The organism is Verrucosispora sioxanthis, assembly GCF_010560025.1.
Taxonomy (GTDB): Bacteria; Actinomycetota; Actinomycetes; order Mycobacteriales; family Micromonosporaceae; genus Micromonospora; species Micromonospora palythoicola.
This window is the reverse complement of sequence record NZ_SAIY01000015.1, coordinates 20,581-39,871: the sequence shown is the minus strand read 5'-3', so window position 1 is coordinate 39,871 and position 19,291 is coordinate 20,581. Positions and strand designations below refer to the sequence as shown.

The window sequence follows — 19,291 nt, the reverse complement described above, 5'->3', positions numbered from 1 at the left end:
GGCCTCTGGTGGGCTGAGGCGATGTCAGCCACCCCGCGCCCGATTCGGTGCGGCCGTGTTTTTCGCATGCACGAGAGGCAGGAGCGCTGATGTCCACGTACCAAGGGAGCCGTGGGTCCACCCGACCCGGTCGGCGGTCCCGGTGGTTGCTGGCCGGTGGCCTGGTGGCGGGCAGCCTGGTGGCCGGGGCGGCGGGCCTGACCGCCGTCACCGCCTCGGCCGCCGACCGTGACCCGGCGGCACCGGACCCGGGCCGGCCCGCGGCGATGTACCAGGATGACGTACCCGGAGTCGACGAGACACCGCAACGCCGGGGCCGGACCGGCAGCGACCCGAATGGCGACACGACGCCGGCGCGACGCCGGACAGTTCGGCAGGTGCGACCGGCCGGTCCACCGGTCACCACGGGCGCGCACCGGACGGCACGGTGGTGCCGGTGCCCTGCGACTCGGCCCGGCTCATCGCGGCGCTGGTGCGGGCGAACGCCGAGGGCGGTGCCACCCTGCGACTGGCGGAGAAGTGCACGTACACGTTGACCCACGCGTTCCAGCAGCCCGACGAGTACGACGGCGGCATCCGCGACGCGCGGGAGGCCGCCGACACCGCCGAGAACCCCGGCGACGCCGAGGCTCCGCCGCGCAATCCCGCCGACGACAAGGCGGGACTGCCCGTGATCTACCACGGGATCACCATCGAGGGCTCCGGCGCGACCATCGTACGGGGCGTGCACGCTCCCGACTTCCGCTTCTTCACCGTCCGGGACGGCGGCGAACTGACTCTCCGGGACGTCACCCTGCGCAACGGCCGTTCGGCGGCGGAGGGCGGCAGCATCCACATCGTGCACGGCGCCACGGCGGTCGTCGAAGGGGTGACCGTCGTCGGCAGCACCTCGCTGTCGGCGGAGGGCGGCGGCGGTGCCATCTTCAACGACGGCAACCTCCAGATCAGCGACAGCAAGCTGATCGGCAACCGGGCCGCCGGCACCCAGGGCAAGGGCGGGGGCCTGCTCAACGGCGGCGTCATGACCATGCACCGGACCGAGTTCCGGCACAACAGCGCGGTCAGCTACGGCGGTGGCCTGGCCAATTTCCGGGCCGCCGGCGACGTCTACTCCTCCACCTTCGTGCAGAACAACGCCGGTCAGGGCGGTGGGATGGCCAGCTTCTCCGCGCGTACCAAGGTCTTCGACACCCTGGTGGCGCAGAACAGCGCCGAGACCGGCGGCGGGCTGGCCAACTCCGACGCCGTGCTGGTGCTGCGCCAGCTGACGATCCGCGACAACATCGCCACCGGCAAGGGCGGCGGCATCTCCACCTTCCAGGGCCTGTTGCCGCTGGACGACAGCGTGATCAGCGGCAACACCACGCGCGGAAACGGCGGCGGCATCCATGCCGAGAGGTCGAACCTGCTCGTGCGGGGCAGCGACGTCAAGGGCAACGCCGCGGTGGGCAAGCGGTCGCAGGGTGCGGGGCTGTTCGTGACGGCGGGCTCGACCGCGCTCTACCGCAGCCACGTGCTCGGCAACCAGTCCACCGTCAAGGCCGGCGGGATCCAGGCCGAGCGGGCCCAGGTCAAGATCGATGACGACAGCGTCGTGGTCGAGAACTCCCCGACCAACTGCCTGGGCAGCAAGGTGCCGGTGGCGCACTGCTTCCGTTGAGCCGGACGTCCGGCCCGGGATCCGCGCCGACGACCAGGGCCCGTGTCCGCAGCCGGCACGGGCCCTGGTCGTGCGTCACCGGGCTCACTGAGAGGGCTGGGGCAGCTCGCAGTCGACCTCCGGGTTGGCGCCGACGTAGTTCAGCGGCCCGGCGGCGATGGTCACCAGGATCGTGCCGACCTCGGCGCAGTTGGTTTCCTCGTCGCTGTAGTAGCCGCGCTGGCCGGCGGCGATGGCGCCGATGACGAGCCAGATCACGACGAGGACTCCGAATATCGACGTGCCGCGCATGGCTTCCTCCAAGATTCGGGGATCGGGTTGCAGGGTGTGGGCCTTGTACCCAGACGCGCCGAGCGGCTAACGAGACCGGCGGGCCCTACGATGGCATGGGCGCCTCGGGCGGACGACCGCGGCTGCGGCGAAGGTCGTCCAGCGCCACCCCGGCGAGCACCAGCAGCGCGGCCAGCGAAGCGCTGAGCGCCGGCAGGAACAGCACCGCCGGTGCCACGGCCAGCAGCGCCACCACGCCGGCGGGACGCGACCACGACATCCGATTGAAGACCTCGCGTTCGAAGAGGGCCCGGCCGGCCAGGAACAGTGCCGGGCCGCCGAGCATGATCGCCGCCCAGGTGGGCGGGGTACGCGCGGGCAGAGTGTGGGTGTGCAGCACCAGCTCGAAGCCGGCCGCCGTGGCGACCACCCCGGCGACCATCACCAGATGGGTGTAGGGGGAGGTGTTCAGGAAGCGGATCGGCGTCCTCGTGATCTTGATGGCGATTGGCAGCAGCTCCCCGGCCTTGTGCACGTAGATCCGCCAGAGCAGCAGCGTGGTGGCGAAGGCCAGCAGCAGCGCCACGGCGTCCTCGAACTCAGAGTGGTTCGTGGTGTAGGCCATGCCGATGACGAGGATCGCGTCGCCCAGGGCGATGGTGTAGAACTGCTGATACCGCTCGGCCAGGTGCTCGGCGGTCAACCTGAACAGGGCGGCGGGGACGCGGCCCAGCCCGGGCACCGGGTAGGACAGCCGCAGCCCGAGGTAGTCGAGGCCGAGGGCGAGCAGCCACAGCGCCATCCGGGGTTCCGCCGAGACGAAGGCGCCGCCGATCCACGGCACCGCCGACAGCGTGAACCAGCAGAAGACCCGGGCCGCCCGGCGCTGGATCTCCGGGTCGTTGCGCACCGCCGGGATGATGAACAGGCCGCGCCCGAGGTGGATGGCGACGTACGCACCGGCGAAGGTGAGCCCCCGATCGCCGAACGCCTTGGGGATCGCGCTGGCCATCAGCAGCACCCCGAACATCACCGCGAGGACCAGGGCCTTGATCTCGGTGCGCTCCGGGTCGTACAGGTCGGTGATCAGGGCGGTGATCGCCCAGGTCCACCACACCGCGGCCAGCAGGATCAGCGCCTGAACCGCCCGGTGCCAGTTGATCTCCTCGGCCAGCCCGCGCGAGATCAGCGCCAACGCGACGACGTAGACCAGGTCGAAGAAGAGTTCCAGGAGGGGAACCCGGCGGGTCGTGGACGCGCTGCGGGTAAGAGGTCGCCGTGGGCCGTCGGGCTGTAGGTGGGCGAACGGCACGGATGGCTCCCGGCAGCCGGCGACAGTGCGGCGTGCCGGCGTGGCCGGCGTGTCGACCGTAACGGCGGTTCCGGCCGGAGCGCGTCCGGGTCGGGGCCGGTCACCGGAATGGCGTACCCCGCAGCCGCCGGCGCGGGGCCCGCGAGGGGCGTTCCCGCGACCGGCGGCCCGGAATCGTCAGGACCCGCTGTCGGCCTGGGTGGCCAGCACCTTCGCCTGCTGAGGCCAGGTGGCCAGGCTGGCGGTGGCGCGCAGACCGGCGCTTTGACGGTCTCCGCAGCGCGGCCTCGTCCATGTCGGCCAACTGCCGGTAGGTCCGGATGCCCGCACCGTGCAGCGCAGCCGCCATCTTCGGCCCGACGCCCTGGATGCGCCGGAAGTCGTCGGCCTCGGCGGTGACCGGCTCCGCCGTGACCGGCTCCGGCCGCGGTGACCGGCTCGGCTGCGGTGACCGGTGCCGCCGCCATCGGGTCGGCTGCGGTGACCGGGTCGGCTGCCGTGGCCGGCGCGCTGCTGGCCGCAGTGGCCGCGGCGGACTCGGTGGTGGCCGGCGGCCGGACCGGTGGGGTGGCGACCGCCGGTCGGGGTTCCGCGGTCGCGTCCACCGTCGGTCCGTCCTGGACGGCGGTCGTGGTGGCGTCGGCGAGCGGTTGCGACGCCTCGGTGGACTCCGCACCGGTCACCGGCGTCTCGCGGGTGCCGGCGGTCGGCTCGGTTGCGGTCGGGGCCGCGTCGGCCTCGGTGGGCTCGGCCGCCGTGGCGGTGGTGTCGCTGTCCGCCGACGGGGCGGGATCGGGCTCGGTCGTTGGTTCGGTCACGGCGGTCGACCGCTCGGTCCCGGTGGCGACCGGGGCGGAATCGCTCGCCTCGCTGGTCGCGTCGTCCGCCGTACCGACGGTCGGCGCGGTCGGTTCCGCCCGCCGACCGCGCAGCAACAGCCAGCCCACGGCCAGCCCCGCCAACAGCGCCACGAGCAGTATCAGCCAGTTCCCGAAGGACTCGCCCACGGTAACCCTCCCTGAGGTTCACGTCCGGATCGTCGCGAGAAAAACTCGCCGCAGCTTCGCACACGCGCGCCCGGGACGACAGGCAGCCCAGGTAACAGTCCGTACCGGACGCGCGGAGGCTACGGCAGGTGTCCGGTCCGGGACGGACGGTGCGGTCACCGCACGTGATTGGACACGCCGCGACCCCGGCACCGGGTCGGGTGCCGGGGTCGCGACGAGGATCAGTCCTGCTCGCCCCGGTAGGTGTAGAAGTCGTCGACGAACTTGCGCCGCAACCGGGGAACCCGGCTGGTGACCCGGAAGTATCCCCGGGCACCGAGCAACGCGAGTCGTCCGAACACCGGCTGGTACATGCGGTCGTCACCGTTGGTGCCGCTGCGCCCCAACGAGTCGGCGACCCGGGCGAAGCCGTACGGCACCATCGCCGCCTCGTAGTCGGCGACCGCCTGCACCAGGGTCTTTTCACCGGCGGCGGCGAGGATCAGCTGCCGCCGCAGCAGGTTCGCGTCGCGCAGCGCGGTGTTGGCGCCCACGCCCCGACCCGGCGTCATGGTGTGGATCGCGTCGCCGAGAAGGGTGACCGTGCTGCTTCGCCAGGGCGGCACCGGCTCCGAGGTGGACACCCGGATCGGCAGGGCACTGTCCGGGTCCGCCAGGCTGAGCAGTTCTCGCAGGTGCGGGTGCCAGTTGGCGGTCAGCTCCAGCGCCACCTGGATCAGCTCCGTGCCCCGCCGTCGCATCACGTCCGGCGGGAACCGGCGGGCGGTGCTCCACACCACCAGGTTGATGTTGTCGCGGGTCGGGTCGTGCCGCAGCCCCGGCCAGTCGCTGAGCAGTTTCGCGTCCGCCGAACTGGTCTCCGGTTTGAGGCGGCCGTCGCGGTCCCACTTGAACTCCATCACGTGCAGTACGCCCATCACCCCGCCGGTGCCGAAGATGAGCGAGATGCCCCGTTGCACGCTCTCCGGCAGCAGGGACCGGGTGTGTGCGGTCAGCGGCACCCGGGTGGCGATGTTGACCGTGCCGGCGTCCCGGATGACGGCGTGCGGGAGGTACTGACGACGGACCGCCGAGTGTGTACCGTCCGCCGCCACGAGCAGGTCACCGGTGGCGGTGCCGCCGTCGGCGAAGTGGGCGGTGACCGTGCCGTCGTCGTGCTGCTCGTACCGGGTGAAGGTGCGGTCGAAGTGCACCACGTCCTCGAGGCCGGTCAGCAGCACCTGGCGCAGCGTCATCCGGGCCACGGAGCGCTCCGTGTCGACCGGGTGGGTGTCCGGCCGCAGCGGGAAGGACGCGGTGTGGCGCATCTTCTCACTGAGCACGTTGAAGTAGCGCGGCGAGCGGGCACAGGTGGCCAGGTAGATCTCGAACAGCTCCGGCGGCAGGCAGTCACGCAGGGCCCGACTGCCGGTGGGACCGATGCCCACCCGGTAGCCGAGCAGCCCCTCGCCCCTGGCCCGGTGTCGCTCGTAGACCTCGACGTCGATCCCGGCTCGGCGCAGCCCGTGCGCCAGGCAGAGGCCTCCGGTGCCGGCACCGATGACCAGGACGCGCGGTGCTCGGGTCGTCATGCCTCGCTGCCCGCTCAGCCGGCCACGCGCGGTGCCGGAACCTCCGCGCCGTCCCAGCGGTAGAAGCAGTTGGCGATCGCGTCGCGCGGCGAGCGCCAGGTGGGCAGGTACGGCGAGGTGTGCGCGGACAGCCGCTCGTTGACCTGCTGGAACAACGGATGGTTACGGGCCGCCGCGAGGGCGTCCGCGCCGACGTCGTCGGTCTCCATCAGGTGTACGCACAGGTCGTGCAGGCAGTACAGGGACCGGTGGCGTACCCCGGTCAGGCTCGGCAGTTCGGTCTCGTCGGACTCGGCGAAGATCTGTGCCACGCGACCTTCCGCGCCCGGGATGATTCTGCTGACGATCACTAGACGGCTCATCGGATCCCTCTCACCGGTGGGTCGGCCCGGCCGGACACCGGGTACGGGCCGCTGTGGACCCACCCTGTCGCCCGCGCAGTCACCTACCCGTCAACGTCCGGGATCGGTGCGGTGACGCGACGCCGTCGGGCTCGGCGAAGCGGCGCGGGTGACCACGTGCCGCCGGGGTCCGCCGGTCGGACGGCTGGCCTGGCGAATGGGGTCGAGGGTCTCCGCGAGCAGTGCGCTCATGGCCGGCGACGGCTCCAGTCGCAGTTCCCGCAGCAGCAGGTCCCGGTAGACGTAGTAGGCGTGTACCGCCTCGAAGGCGTTGCCCTCGGCGAGGTGGATGCGGACGACCAGCCGGTGCGGCGTCTCGCGCAGCGGCTCGGCGGCCATCGCCTCCAGCGCCGCCTCCAGCGCCTCACCGTGCCGGCCGGCGGCCAGGTGCTGGCCGGAAACCTGTTCCAACATGTGCAGTCGGAGCTGGCGCAGCCTTTCCCGGTCGGCCAGCACCCAGTCGTCGTACCAGCCGGGCAGCAGGTCGTGCCGGCCGGCGGCGAGGGCCTCGGCGGCGTCGTCCGGGGGGTGGCCGTCGCGAACCCGGCCGGCCGTGTCGATGAGCAGGTCGACATCGACCCGGACCAGCGGGTCGAGGCGGACGGTGTCGGCGGCGGTGGTCAGGGGACAGTAGGGATCCTGACGCAGTCGCCACAGTGCGGTCCGCAGTGAGGACAGCGCCCGCTCCTCGGTGACCTCCGGCCAGAGCAGACCGGCGAGGTGGGTACGGGTGGCACCGGGACGCAGCCCGATCAGCGCGATGATCCGTTGCAGGCCGCGGGGCACCACCACGGGAGTGTCCCCGTGGGTCAGCCGGAAGCCGCCGAGCAGGTGCAGCCGGATCTCCGCGTCGTGGGGCTGGCCGGTGGTGGGCGTGGGCGGAACGGCGGCCACGGCGGCACCCCCTGCGGAACGCGTCGGTTGCGGGTCTCGGCCAGGTCCCGGCGTGGCCGCCGTGCCGCCACTGTCGACTCGTCGGGCCGTCGCACGCGGGGTGCGGTGCCGGGTCCGACCGCCGCGAAGATTATCAATCATCGTTACTCTGGGTCAACGATGTTGTCGGTAATGCAACTTGCCGGGTTCTGTGAAACCGCCTCTGAACTGGCCAATCGTCTCGATCATGGTGCCCGTGGCTGCTCAGCTGAATCACAGCTTGCGTCAACTGAGCGTCACCGGCCTGCGGTGTTGCCCGGGGGGCCGGTGACGCCCGGGTGACGCGGTGCTCCGCATCGTGGCGGCAGCCGTCCGGGTCCACCCGATGGCGTCCGACCGGCCCCTGTGGGAGGACCAGCATGGACCGAACGCTCATCGTCGCGAAGGTGGTCCCGACCGCCGAGGCGGCGGTCGCCGAGATCTTCGCCGAGTCCGACACGACCGAACTGCCTCGCCTGGTGGGGGTCCGGCATCGCTCGCTGTACCGCCTGCACGACCTGTACGTGCACCTGATCGAGACCGAGTCGGCCGGCGACGGCGCCGTGGAGGCGGTTCGGGAACACCCCGAGTTCGTCCGGGTCAGCAGCCGGCTGAGTTCGTACATCTCACCGTACCGACCGGACTGGCGGTCACCCCGGGACGCGATGGCGCGCTGCTTCTACCGCTTCGACGGACGCCGGCCATGACCGCCACCGCGCCCTCGGGCGAGACCCTGTGGTCCCGGTGCGGCGGCTGCGCCGCCCTGCTCTACCGTAAGCGGCTGCGCCGCAACCTCGACGTCTGCCCGGAGTGCGGCCTGCACGCCCGACTCGCCGCACCCGAGCGGATCGACCAGCTGGTCGATCCCGGATCGTTCCGGACCCTGCCGGAGCGCGCGGTCGCGGTGGATCCGATCGGGTTCGTCGACGTGCTGCCGTACCCGCACCGGCTCGCCGCCGCCCGCGCCGACACCGGCCTGCCGGAGGCGGTGCTCTGCGGCACCGCCGCGATCGGCGGGTCGCGTTGTGCGCTCGCGGTGATGGACTTCCGGTTTCTCGGCGGCAGCCTGGGCAGCGCCGTCGGCGAGCTGATCACCCGTACCGCCGAGCAGGCGCTGGCGGCGGGCGTCCCGCTGGTCCTGGTCACCGCCTCCGGCGGTGCCCGGATGCAGGAGGGTGCGCTGTCGCTGATGCAGATGGCCACGGTCAGCCAGGCGATGGCCGAGCTGCGCGAGGTCGGGCTGCTCACCGTCAGCGTGCTGACCGACCCCACCTACGGCGGGGTGGCCGCCTCCTTCGCCACCAGCGCCGACCTGGTACTCGCCGAGAGCGGCGCCCGGATGGGCTTCGCCGGCCCCCGGGTGATCCGGCAGGTCACCGGACGCAACCTGCCGGAGGGGTTCCAGACCGCCGAGTTCCTGCTGCGGCACGGCCAGGTCGACATGGTGGTGCCCCGGCACGCCCTGCGTGCCCGACTGGCGACATTGCTCGCCGCGACGGGCACCGGCCGCCGGGCCACGAAGCGGTCCGGCGCGGACGCCCCGCCGCCCGAGACGGCCCGCCCGGTCGAGCTATCCCGGACACCGGTGCGCGACGCCTGGGAGACGGTACGCCTGGCTCGGCACCCCGGCCGGCCCACCACTCTGGACTATCTGGAGACCACCTTCGACGGCTTCACCGAGTTGCACGGCGACCGGCTCGGCGGCGACTGCCCGGCGGTGGTCGGGGGGTTGGCGCGGCTCGACGGCCGGCACCTGATGGTGATCGGCCACCAGAAGGGACACAGCACCGCCGAGCTGGCCGCCCGCAACTTCGGCATGGCCACCCCGGCGGGCCATCGCAAGGCGTTGCGGCTGATGCGACTCGCGGCCCGACTCGGGCTGCCCGTGGTGACCCTGGTCGACACCCCGGGGGCCGATCCGGGCGTCGAGGCGGAGGAGCACGGCCAGGCGGCGGCGATCGCGGAGAACATCCTGACCATGAGCGTGCTGCCCACACCGGTGGTGACCGTGGTGACCGGGGAGGGCGGCAGCGGCGGTGCCCTGGCCCTGGCGGTGGCCGACCGGGTGTTGATGCTCCAGCACGCGGTCTACTCGGTGATCAGCCCCGAGGGCTGCGCCGCGATCCTCTGGCCCGGTCGCACCGCCGCTCCGCAGGCCGCCCGGGCCCTGCGACTGACCGCACCGGATCTGTGCCGCCTCGGGGTCGTCGACGAGGTCGTACCCGAGCCGGACGGCTCGGCCGCCGACGACCCCGACGCGACCGCGCGGGCCGTCCGCCAGGCGCTGCTGGCGAACCTGCTGCCGCTGCTGGAGGTGCCCGCGGTGACCCTCGTCCAACGACGGCGACGACGCTTCCGCCGCTTCGGTGCCGCACGTGCCCGAGCGGGCATCCGATGAGCGCCGCGCCCACGGTCCCCGCTGCGGCGACCGCGCCGAACGGCGACGGGACCGGGCAGCGGACCGACGGCGTCGCCGGTCAGGAACCCGACCGGCGTCCGACGGCCGACGCCGCCCTGGCCGACCTGCGCCGACACGCCCGGCAGTTCATCGCCGAACTGGCCGACCCGGTGCGCCGGCTGCGACTGCGTCTCGGCGAGGCCGAGCTGGAGGTGGAGTGGGCTCGGCCGGTCGGCCCGGAACCCGGTGTGCCGTCCGGCCCCACGGGTTCTGGTCCCGCCGCTCCCGCACCCCGGCCGCCCGTCGAACCGTCCCCGGCCCCACCGGCGGCGAGTCCCGCGACCCGCGCCAGCGTCCGGTCGCCGATGGTCGGCACCTTCTACCGGTCGCCGCAGCCGGGTGCGGCACCCTTCGTGGCCGTCGGCGACCTGGTCCGACCCGGGCAGGTGGTCGGGATCGTCGAGGCGATGAAACTGATGAACGAGATCGCCGCGGACCGGTCCGGCCGGGTCGTCGAGATCCTGGTCGCCGACGGACAGCCGGTGGAGTACGACCAGCCACTTGTCGCCCTGGATCCGGCCTGAGGGTGGTGCGCGATGTTCTCCAAGGTGCTGATCGCCAACCGGGGCGAGATCGCGCTACGCATCCTGCGTGCGTGCCGGGAACTCGGCATCCGTACCGCCGTGGTCTACTCCACCGCGGACGCCGACTCGGTGGCGGTGCGGCTGGCCGACGAGGCCGTCCGGATCGGCCCCTCGGCCAGCCGGCGCAGTTATCTCAACGCCGCCGCGGTGGTGGAGGCGGCCCGTAAGGTCGGTGCCCAGGCGGTGCACCCGGGCTACGGGTTCCTCTCCGAGGACGCCGATTTCGCGGAGATCTGCGCGGACAACGGGCTGACCTTCGTCGGCCCGCCGCCGCGCGTGATGTCCGTGCTTGCCGACAAGTCCTCCGCCCGGGCGTTGATGAGCCGGGCCGGGCTGCCGTTGGCGCCGGGCGCGGTGCAGCCGGTACCGACGGCCGCCGAGGCCGCCGCCGTCGCCGCCGAGGTGGGCTACCCGGTCATCATCAAGGCCGCGGCCGGGGGAGGGGGCCGGGGAATGACGGTGGTCCGGACCCCGGCGGACCTGCCCCGGGCGTACGCGCGCACCCGGGCCGCCGCCCAGGCCGCCTTCGGCGACGACCGGGTGTACGTCGAGCGCTACCTGGTCGACGCCCGGCACGTCGAGGTCCAACTGCTCTGCGACTCGCACGGCAACGGTGTGCACCTGGGCACCCGGGACTGCTCGGTGCAGCGCCGCCATCAGAAGCTGGTCGAGGAGGCGCCCGCCCCGGCGCTGTCCCCGGCGACGTTGGACGCCATCGCCGGCACCGCCCTGCGTGGCGCACTCGACGTCGGGTTCACCGGTGCCGGGACGGTGGAGTTCCTGGTCGACGCCGACGAACGGTTCCACTTTCTGGAGATCAACTGTCGCATCCAGGTGGAACACCCGGTCACCGAGATGATCACGGGGATCGACCTGGTGCACGAGCAGTTCCACGTCGCGGCGGGCACCCCGCTGCGCTGGCGTCAGGAGGACGTCCGGTTCACCGGGGTGGGCATCGAGTGCCGGGTCAACGTGGAGGATCCGGACCGGAACTTCGCCCCCACCCCCGGCCGGCTGGACCGCTTCGTGCCGCCCGGCGGCCCGTTCACCCGGGTCGACACCCACGGCCACGCCGGTTACCTGGTGGGACCGCACTACGACTCGCTGCTGGCGAAGGTCGTCGTCTGGGCCCCGGACCGTGACCTGGCGTTGAGCCGGCTGGACCGGGCGCTCGGCGAGTTCGAGATCTCCGGACCGGGGATGCGGACCACCATCCCGTTCGTGCGGCGGGTGCTCGACGACGCCGAGTTCCGCAAGGGGCGGCACTCCACCGGGCTGGTGGACCGCCTGATCGCCGCACCGAAACCCACACACCCGAGGAGGGAACGATGACCGTCACCGATGACGACTCGCTGACCGCGGAGATAACCGACATCCTGGTCACCAACTGCGGACTTGATCCGGAGGCCGCCGCCCGCGCGCCGGCCGCCTCCCTGGAGGAGCTGGGCATGGACTCGCTCGCCCTGCTCGAACTCTCGGCCGTGGTCGCCGACCGCTGGCAGGTCAGCATCCCGGAGCAGGCCGCACAGTTGAGCATTCCGGGCGTGGCCGACCTGGTCGCCCGGCGGGCCGATCCGCCCGGGCACACCGAGAACAGCATCGTCATCGCCGCTCCGCTGGACCTGGTCTGGTCGGTGACGAACGACGTGGCCGGCTGGCCGGACCTGTTCACCGAGTACGCGCGGGCCGAGATCCTCGACCGGGACGGCGACACGGTCCGGTTCCGACTCACCATGCATCCCGACGAGAACGGTGTCGCCTGGAGCTGGGTCAGCGAACGCACCGCGGACCCGGCCACCCGACAGGTGCGCGCCCACCGGGTGGAGACCGGGCCGTTCGAGTACATGCGGATCCGCTGGACCTACACCGAGGAACCCGACGGTGTCCGGATGACCTGGGTGCAGGACTTCGCGATGAGGCCGAGCGCACCGGTGGACAACGCCGGGATGACCGAACGGATCAACACCAACAGCGCCGTGCAGCTGGCCGTCATCAGGGAACGCGTCGAGCGGCTCGCCCGGGACCGGACGACCACGCCGCCGGCGAGCGTCACCCCGACGGCCGTGGCGACCGGTGCTAGCGCGACAGGAGCCGACGATGAGTGACCTCGCCCTGGTGGCCGCCCGGGACGTCCCCGCCGACCGCCGACGCGGCGGCGAGCTGCGGGTCCTGCTCGGTCCGCGTACCGTCGGCAGCACCTCGGGTTTCATGGGTGTGGCCACCATGGCACCGGGCGAGCGGATCGCCGAGCACTACCACCCGTACAGCGAGGAGTTCCTCTACGTCGCCCGGGGCGCCATCACCGTCGACCTGGACGACGAACCGGTGCCGCTGGCGGCCGGCGAGGCGCTGTTCGTGGCCCGCAACGTCCGGCACCGGCTGCGCAACACCGGGCACGTGCCCGCCGAGGTCGTCTTCCACCTCGGGCCGCTGGCGCCGCGCCCGGAACTCGGCCACGTCGACACCGAGCTTGTCGAGCAGCGGGACCGGTCGTGACCACCCGGCGCACCGTGGTCACCGGCGTCGGGGTGGTGGCCCCCGGCGGGGTGACCCGGGACCGGTTCTGGAAGAGCATCACCGAGGGGCGTACGGCCACCCGGCGGATCACCTTCTTCGACCCGTCGCCGTTCCGGTCGCAGATCGCCGCCGAGTGCGACTTCGACCCGGACGCCGCCGGGTTGACCCCCGCCCAGCGGCAGCGCGCCGACCGGTACGTGCAGTTCGCGCTGGCCTGCGCCGCCGAGGCGGTCGCCGACAGCGGGCTGGAACTCACCGACGCCGAACGCGACCGCACCGGTGTGGTCCTGGGCACCGCCGTCGGCGGCACCATGGCACTGGAACAGGAGTACGTGACGGTGAGCGACAGCGGCCGGCGTTGGCTGGTCGACGCGGCTCTCGGCGGCCCGTACCTCTACCCGGCGCTGATGCCCAGCAGCCTGGCCGCGGACGTGGCCTGCCGCCACGGCCTGCACGGGCCGGCCCAGGTCATCTCCACCGGCTGCACCTCCGGCATCGACGCCATCGGCTACGCCCACCAGTTGGTCGTCGACGGCGAGGCCGACGTCGTGCTCGCCGGTGCCGCCGACTCGCCGATCTCGCCGGTCACCGTCGCCTCGTTCGACGCCATCAAGGCCACCAGCCCGGACAACGACGACCCGGCGCACGCCTCCCGCCCCTTCGACGCCGACCGGCACGGCTTCGTGCTGGCCGAGGGGGCGGCGGTGCTGGTGCTGGAGGAGGCCGGACACGCCGCGCGACGGGGCGCGCACGTCTACTGCGAGGTGGCCGGCTACGCCAGCCGCAGCAACGGGTACCACATGACCGGGCTGCGCCCCGACGGCCTGGAGATGGGGCTGGCCATCACCGACGCACTGCGGCAGGCCCGACTGGCGCCCGGGGACGTCTCCTACATCAGCGCGCACGGCTCCGGGACCCGGCAGAACGACCGGCACGAGACGGCCGCCTTCAAACGGTCGCTCGGGTCGGCGGCCCACCGGGTGCCGATCAGCTCGATCAAGTCGATGGTCGGGCACTCGCTGGGAGCCATCGGCGCCATCGAGATGGCCGCGTGCGCGCTGGCCATCGAGTTCGGCGTGGTGCCGCCGACCGCCAACTGGGCCACCCGGGACCCGGAGTGCGACCTGGACTACGTGCCCAACGAGGCCCGGGAGGTGCCGGTGGACGTGGCGCTCTCGGTGGGCAGCGGCTTCGGCGGGTTCCAGTCGGCCATGCTGTTCCGCAGGTCGGCCCGGGACGTGACGCGGTGAGCGCGAGTCGGGTCCGGACGGCCCCCGCCGGTGACGGCGGGACCGGCGGGCGGGCCGTGGTCACCGGCGTCGGGGTGGTGGCACCCAGCGGCGTCGGCGCGGACGCGCACTGGCGGACGGTCCTGTCCGGCCGCCGCCGGACCGGACCGATCAGCCTGTTCGACGCCACCGGCTACCCGACCCGCCTCGGCGGCGAGGTCGCGGACTTCGACCCGGGCCGGTACGCCGACAACCGCGCCCTGGTGCAGACCGACCGGTGGACGCACCTCGGCTTCGCCGCCACCGCGCTGGCGCTGGCCGACGCCGGCCTGCCGGAGCGGGCCACCGACCCGTACGGCTGGGCGGTGACCCTGGCCAGCGCCTCCGGCGGCAACCTGTTCGGCCAGCGGGAGCTGCAACGTCTCTGGTCGTCACCGTCGCGCACGGTCGGCGCGTACCAGTCGATCGCCTGGTTCTACGCGGCCAGCGTCGGCCAGCTCTCCATCCGGCACCAGGCGAAGGGGCCGTGCGGGGTGCTGGTGGCGGAGTCGGCGGGTGGCCTGGACAGCCTGGCGCACGCGGTGCGGACCGTGCGGCGCGGTGCCTCGGTGGTGCTCGCCGGGGCGACCGAGTGTCCGCTGAGCCCGTACGCGCTGGCCTGTCAGCTGCGCTCCGGCCTGCTCAGCGAGGTGGCCGATCCGGAGCGCGCCTACCGGCCGTTCGACGCCACCGCCAGCGGCTACCTTCCCGCCGAGGGGGGTGCGGTTTTCGTGGTGGAGGAGCTGGAGCACGCCCGTGCCCGGGGTGCGCGCAGCTACGGCGAGGTGACCGGCTGGGGTGCCACCCACGACGCGGCGCACACCACCGCGGACAGTGCCGGTGATCCGCACCAGTACGCCCGCGCGATGCGGCTTGCGCTGGGCCGGGCCGGTGTCGAGCCGGACGAGGTGGACGTGGTCGTTCCCGACGCGCTCGGGGTACCGCGCTACGACCGGGCCGAGGCCAGCGCCCTGCGGGCCGTCTTCGGCTCCCGCCTGCCGCCGGTCAGTACCCACAAGGAGTTGACCGGGCGGGCGCATCAGGGTGGCTCGGCCCTTGACGTGGCCACCGCCCTGCTCGCCTTCGCGCACGACACGCTGCCCGCCTCGGCCGGGCCGCAGGTCGTGGCCGACGGGTGCGAACTGGATTTCCTGCGGGCCGCCCGCCGCCCGCGTACCCGGGTGGCGTTGATCTGCGCCCGGGGTTTCGACGGGTTCAACAGTGCGCTGGTGGTGCGCGGTGCGCCGCCGGCCGGAGAGGAGTGGTGATGGACGCACGGGAGGGCGAGCAGCGGGCTGGCGAGCACCGCGCACGGGTGGTGTTCCTGGTCCGGGTGCCCGACGAGCGCACTGCGGACTTCCTCCGTGCCTACGAGGCGGTCCGGCACCTGGTCGCCGACGGGGTGCCGGGCCACCTGGTCGACCAGGTCTGCCGTTCGTCGACCGACCCGGAGCAGTGGCTCATCACCAGCGAGTGGAACAGCCTGGCCGACTTCGAGGCGTGGGAGCGCAGCCCGGAACACCGCGACCTGGTCCGACCGATGCGGGAGTGCTTCACCGATGCTCGCTCCCTGCGCTTCCACATCCACGCGCAGACGCCCGTACCGGCCGGAACACCCCGATGAGCAGATGAACGCTCGGTGGTGATCCGCTCACTCAAGGCTGACACACGGACTCGATCATCCTCGCTGGCCGGTCCGACGGCAATCCGGTCAGTCGCCCTTCTCGGGCATCCATTTGCATGACGCAATGTCCATCATGGCTGCCGTAGGGTGCTGGCAGCGCTCCGAGCAGGCGATCTGTGTCTGGTGCGTGCCGCGGCGACGCCGATGGTGGAGGTGGGGAGTCATGACCGGACCGCTGTGCTCGCCGAGCGAGACCGATCGGCGGCCCCGCGCCGACCCGCCGACCTCCGCCGACCGGCAGCCCCCGGGTGACCGGCCGCACCGGGCCACGCGCCGGTTGCCGACGCCGCCGGTGCGCCCTCAACGCGACCCGAGGTCGACCTCGGCCAGGTAGACGCAACTGTGCCCCTCGTGCGAGGAGTAGTAGCTGACGTGCAGTCGGTCGTCGTGCCAGACCAGGCCGGGATAGCTGGAGTCGCCGCCGGAGGGTAGCGTCACCAGCTCCCGCAGCCGGCCCCGCGCCACGTCGACGGCGCAGATCGCGGTCCGCACCGAACCGTCGTGCAGCCGTACGCCCGCCACGAGGGTGCCGTCGGGCAGCCGGCACAGCGCCGGACCGCCCACCCGTACCCCGAGGTCCGTCCAGGTCCACTCCCGGTAGGGCGGGCGGGCCCGGCCGAGCTGCGCGGTGGCCGTACCGCCGTCGCGCCGCAGCAGGCAGGTGACGGTGCCGTCGGGTTCGAAGACCAGCCCGGACTCGTTCGGGTACCCACCGGAGAACAGGGTGCGGACCACCGGTCGCAGGTCGAATCCGTCGTCGCTGCGGTAGAGCCGGGCGAACCGTGGCTCCCGGGTGGCGTAGCCGACGCCGTACATCGCGTCGCCGTGCCAGGCCGCCCGCCAGATCCAGACGTCCGGTTCGCCGATCGGCCGGGGCTCGTCCCACCGGTGGCCGTCGTCGCTGAGCGCGGTGACCGTCCGGAACCGTTTCGGAGTCCCCGTCGCGGCGGCGGCGAGCAACTGCAACCGTCCGTCGGGGCGCGGCACGAAGCGTGGGTCGCGCAGGTCGACACCGGTCTGGGCGAGGACCGCCGCGGTCTGCCAGGAGCGAGCGTCCGACGAGGTCAACACCCGCAGGACGCCGTCGTCGGACAGGTGCGACCGGCCCTGTCGGAACGCGCAGAACCACTGTCCCGCGTGCCGGACCAGGTCGGTGAAGGCGTTGTGCGGGGCGGTGTCACCGATACGGCGTATCGCGCGCACCTCGGTGGTCGCCGGACGGATGATCACGTGCGTCGACGGTACGCGGACCGGGCGACACGGGTGTGGCGGCGCGGCGAACAGCGGACGAACGCGACGGTCGGCCGGTGCCGCTGGCCGGCTCGGATGCTCACCGGGTCGCGCGGGTGCGGCGCGCGGCGACGTAGCGCCGCGCCTTTTCGGCGGTTCCGCAGTCGTCCATGCTGCACCAGCGGCGACTGCGGTTCTTGCTCTCGTCGAGGAAGACGAACCGGCAGCCGCCGCATCCCTTGATCCGGTCGAGTGGGCCGGTGGTGAGCAACTGGACCGCCGCGTGCACCACCGGCCGTAGCGGCCGGGCGGCGGTGTGGTCGTCCCGCCAGGACCAGACGAAGGTGCCGGCCCGGTCGAGCCGCGCGTGAGCGAGCGCGTCGGCTTCGTCGTCGCGCAGCCGGGCCAGGGTGGACCCGCTCGGACTCCGCCCGGACGCCACGGCCCGGAACACCTCGTCGAGGCGGTCGCGGACGTCCAGTGACCGCAGGAAGGCGGCCTGCGTGTCGTCCGGGTCGTCGTGGCGGCGACGGTGTGACCTGGTCACCTCCGCGTCGGTGAGGACGCCCGCGTAGCCGGCCCAGGCGAGCAGCTCGGGATAGCCGGTGAGCACGTCGTCGTCGGGCGGCCCGACGGGTGGACCGGTGCGGGTGTTGACGAAGTCCAACGCGAGGTTGCCGCCCACCAGGCGCAGCCTCCGGACACCCTCGACTGTTTCCATCAAACACGACTTTACCAGTTGACGGGGACCGGAGGCGCTTCCTAGTGTTACCCCCATATTCGAGATAGCCGGTAACACTGGAGGGCGGATGGGACGCGGGCGGGCGACAACGATCCTGATCGGACTGTCGGGCGGGACCTTCCTCTACACCACCGCCGAGGCGCTGCCCATCGGGCTGCTGCTGCCGATGGCGGCGGATCTGGCCGTGTCACCAGCGGACGTGGGCATGCTGGTCACCGCGTACGGCGCCGTGGTGATGGTCGCCTCGGTGCCGTTGACCGCGCTGGTCCGCCGTGTCCCTCGGCGGCGACTGCTGTCGGCGCTGCTGGCCGGCTTCGTGGTCAGCAACGCGGTCACCGTGTTCGCGAGCGGCTTCGCGGTGCTGCTGGCGGCCCGGATGGCGACGGCCGCGACGCACGCGCTGTTCTGGGCGGTGGTGGTGCCGGCCGCCGCGGAACTGTTCCGGCCGGGACTGCGGGGCCGGGTGGTCGCGGTCGTGTTCGCCGGTGGCAACGTCGCCCTGGCCCTGGGCGTGCCCGCGGGCATCTGGCTGGGCGAGCGCGCCGGCTGGCGGGCCTCGTTCCTGGCGGTGTCCGGGCTCGGCGCGGTGGTGTTCGTGGTGGTCGCCGCGCTGCTGCCCGCGACCCGGCCGGATCAGGGACACGCCACCCGGGGCGCGACCCCGGACGCGCGCCGCTTCTGGCTACTGGTCACCGTGGCCGTCCTGGCCACCGCCGGTGCGATCGTCGCCTACACCTATGTCGCCCTCTTCGTCACCGAGCACACCGCGATGGCCGCCACCTCGGTCGGTGCCATTCTGCTCGCTCGCGGGATCGCCAGCGTGCTCGGCATCCTCGCCGTCGGCGTGCTGGTGGACCGCAACCCCTGGCTCGCCCTGATCACGACCGTCGCACTCCAGTCGCTGGCCCTGCTCGGGCTGTACGCGCTGGGCCACCGGCCCGTCGCGGCCGTCGTCCTGATCGCGCTGGCCGGCCTGGCCTTCGCCGCGTTCACCGCGACCCTCGGCGGCCTCGTCCTCCAGGTGGCGCCGGGGCGCTCGGATCTCGCCGCCGCCACCGTCTCCGCCGCCGTCAACGTCGGCATCACCGGTGGCGCCTTCGTCGGAGGGCTCACGCTGTCGAGCCACGGCGTGCACCGCACGGTGCTGATCGGTGCGCTGCTCAGCATCGTGGCGCTGGTGCTGGCGCTCACCGCCCCGCTTCGGGCGGTGCCGTCTGTGCCTGGTGCGCGGCGGCCAGCCGTCTCGGGGCGCGGGCGTACCAGGCTTCCACGATCAGCTCGGTCAGCTCGGTGACGCCGATCCGGTCCAGCCGGACCAGCACCGACGGGTAGCCGTCGAAGTGTGGCGTGGTGAAGAAGAGGCCGGGGTCGTCGGCGAGCAACGCCTCCTTGACGCCGAGGTCCGCCACCCGGACCCCGAGGATGGGACCATCCGGTGCGGCCGGACCGAGTTCGTGGAGTTCCTTGCCGCGCAGCGGGCGTTCCCAGACGAACGGCTTGTCCTTCACCCGCCAGGCGGCCACGCCGTCATAGGAGGGCCGCTCGCTGGTCTCCGGCAGGCCCAGCGCGATCCGGCGTACGTCGTCCCAACTGGCCACCTCCTGACGGTACGCCAGGTTGACGCCCGCCATGGGTCCCGCCCGCACGGTCGGGGTGGCCTGGCGTGGCGGCGGTC

19 protein-coding genes and 1 pseudogene are annotated in these 19,291 nt (G+C 72.9%); 11 read left to right on the top strand and 9 right to left on the bottom strand.

Annotation, left to right across the window (positions count from 1 at the left end; genetic code table 11):
• The first annotated feature begins 89 nt into the window (after positions 1-89).
• A pseudogene (locus ENC19_RS28665) lies at positions 90-1,660 on the top strand (hypothetical protein).
• Between the two features lie 84 nt (positions 1,661-1,744).
• Here the strand turns inward: ENC19_RS28665 and ENC19_RS28660 are convergent.
• The 6 genes from ENC19_RS28660 to ENC19_RS28635 form a co-directional block, all read right to left on the bottom strand.
• Positions 1,745-1,951, bottom strand: coding sequence for a hypothetical protein (locus ENC19_RS28660; protein WP_164450165.1), 207 nt, complete (start codon positions 1,949-1,951; stop codon positions 1,745-1,747).
• An 85-nt stretch (positions 1,952-2,036) separates the two neighbouring features.
• Positions 2,037-3,242: a low temperature requirement protein A gene (locus tag ENC19_RS28655; RefSeq protein WP_164450164.1), complete on the bottom strand. Its 1,206-nt coding sequence runs from the start codon at positions 3,240-3,242 to the stop codon at positions 2,037-2,039.
• 100 nt (positions 3,243-3,342) lie between these two features.
• Positions 3,343-3,591 (bottom strand): hypothetical protein, encoded by a 249-nt coding sequence (locus tag ENC19_RS28650; RefSeq protein ID WP_235945197.1) that lies wholly within the window; start codon positions 3,589-3,591, stop codon positions 3,343-3,345.
• A gap of 879 nt (positions 3,592-4,470) precedes the next feature.
• The gene (locus tag ENC19_RS28645) at positions 4,471-5,820 is read right to left on the bottom strand and encodes an FAD-dependent oxidoreductase (RefSeq protein ID WP_164450163.1); all 1,350 of its coding nucleotides are present in this window, start codon (positions 5,818-5,820) and stop codon (positions 4,471-4,473) included.
• A gap of 14 nt (positions 5,821-5,834) precedes the next feature.
• A complete protein-coding gene (locus ENC19_RS28640; protein WP_164450162.1) occupies positions 5,835-6,182 on the bottom strand; it encodes a TcmI family type II polyketide cyclase in 348 nt (115 codons plus the stop codon).
• A gap of 90 nt (positions 6,183-6,272) precedes the next feature.
• A complete protein-coding gene (locus ENC19_RS28635; protein WP_164450161.1) occupies positions 6,273-7,115 on the bottom strand; it encodes an AfsR/SARP family transcriptional regulator in 843 nt (280 codons plus the stop codon).
• A 398-nt stretch (positions 7,116-7,513) separates the two neighbouring features.
• Here ENC19_RS28635 and ENC19_RS28630 point away from each other — a divergent pair, with 398 nt between their 5' ends.
• The 9 genes from ENC19_RS28630 to ENC19_RS28590 are packed head-to-tail and all read left to right on the top strand — an operon-like array spanning position 7,514 to position 15,584.
• Complete coding sequence (locus ENC19_RS28630; protein WP_164450160.1) at positions 7,514-7,840, top strand: TcmI family type II polyketide cyclase; 327 nt, start codon at positions 7,514-7,516, stop codon at positions 7,838-7,840.
• Positions 7,837-9,531, top strand: a complete 1,695-nt coding sequence (locus ENC19_RS28625; RefSeq protein WP_164450159.1) for an acetyl-CoA carboxylase carboxyltransferase subunit alpha — start codon at positions 7,837-7,839, stop codon at positions 9,529-9,531. The genes ENC19_RS28630 and ENC19_RS28625 overlap by 4 nt, the downstream gene beginning before the upstream one ends.
• The gene (gene accB, locus ENC19_RS28620; protein WP_164450158.1) at positions 9,528-10,115 is read left to right on the top strand and encodes an acetyl-CoA carboxylase biotin carboxyl carrier protein; all 588 of its coding nucleotides are present in this window, start codon (positions 9,528-9,530) and stop codon (positions 10,113-10,115) included. The genes ENC19_RS28625 and accB overlap by 4 nt, the downstream gene beginning before the upstream one ends.
• A 12-nt stretch (positions 10,116-10,127) precedes the next feature.
• Positions 10,128-11,507 (top strand): acetyl-CoA carboxylase biotin carboxylase subunit, encoded by a 1,380-nt coding sequence (locus tag ENC19_RS28615; protein ID WP_164450157.1) that lies wholly within the window; start codon positions 10,128-10,130, stop codon positions 11,505-11,507.
• Positions 11,504-12,280, top strand: coding sequence for an SRPBCC family protein (locus ENC19_RS28610; protein WP_164450156.1), 777 nt, complete (start codon positions 11,504-11,506; stop codon positions 12,278-12,280). Before ENC19_RS28615 ends, ENC19_RS28610 begins: the two co-directional genes overlap by 4 nt.
• Positions 12,273-12,671: a cupin domain-containing protein gene (locus ENC19_RS28605; RefSeq protein ID WP_164450155.1), complete on the top strand. Its 399-nt coding sequence runs from the start codon at positions 12,273-12,275 to the stop codon at positions 12,669-12,671. The genes ENC19_RS28610 and ENC19_RS28605 overlap by 8 nt, the downstream gene beginning before the upstream one ends.
• Entirely contained in the window at positions 12,668-13,942 is a 1,275-nt protein-coding gene (locus ENC19_RS28600; RefSeq protein WP_164450154.1) for a beta-ketoacyl-[acyl-carrier-protein] synthase family protein, read from the top strand. The genes ENC19_RS28605 and ENC19_RS28600 overlap by 4 nt, the downstream gene beginning before the upstream one ends.
• Positions 13,939-15,228, top strand: coding sequence for a beta-ketoacyl synthase N-terminal-like domain-containing protein (locus ENC19_RS28595; protein WP_164450153.1), 1,290 nt, complete (start codon positions 13,939-13,941; stop codon positions 15,226-15,228). The genes ENC19_RS28600 and ENC19_RS28595 overlap by 4 nt, the downstream gene beginning before the upstream one ends.
• Complete coding sequence (locus ENC19_RS28590; RefSeq protein WP_164450152.1) at positions 15,228-15,584, top strand: antibiotic biosynthesis monooxygenase family protein; 357 nt, start codon at positions 15,228-15,230, stop codon at positions 15,582-15,584. Before ENC19_RS28595 ends, ENC19_RS28590 begins: the two co-directional genes overlap by 1 nt.
• Positions 15,585-15,944: 360 nt before the next feature.
• Here the strand turns inward: ENC19_RS28590 and ENC19_RS28585 are convergent, their stop codons facing one another.
• Together ENC19_RS28585 and ENC19_RS28580 are read right to left on the bottom strand one after the other, a co-directional pair.
• Positions 15,945-16,874 carry a sialidase family protein gene (locus tag ENC19_RS28585; protein WP_164450151.1) on the bottom strand — a complete coding sequence of 310 codons (930 nt, stop codon included), beginning with the start codon at positions 16,872-16,874 and terminating at the stop codon, positions 15,945-15,947.
• A gap of 100 nt (positions 16,875-16,974) precedes the next feature.
• On the bottom strand, positions 16,975-17,595 hold the full coding sequence (locus ENC19_RS28580) for a CGNR zinc finger domain-containing protein (RefSeq protein WP_164450150.1): 621 nt from the start codon (positions 17,593-17,595) through the stop codon (positions 16,975-16,977).
• 88 nt (positions 17,596-17,683) lie between these two features.
• Here ENC19_RS28580 and ENC19_RS28575 point away from each other — a divergent pair, with 88 nt between their 5' ends.
• A complete protein-coding gene (locus ENC19_RS28575) occupies positions 17,684-18,910 on the top strand; it encodes an MFS transporter (RefSeq protein ID WP_164450149.1) in 1,227 nt (408 codons plus the stop codon).
• Here ENC19_RS28575 and ENC19_RS28570 read toward each other — a convergent pair.
• Positions 18,804-19,247: an MmcQ/YjbR family DNA-binding protein gene (locus ENC19_RS28570; RefSeq protein WP_166459266.1), complete on the bottom strand. Its 444-nt coding sequence runs from the start codon at positions 19,245-19,247 to the stop codon at positions 18,804-18,806. The genes ENC19_RS28575 and ENC19_RS28570 overlap by 107 nt on opposite strands.
• Positions 19,248-19,291 lie beyond the last annotated feature (44 nt).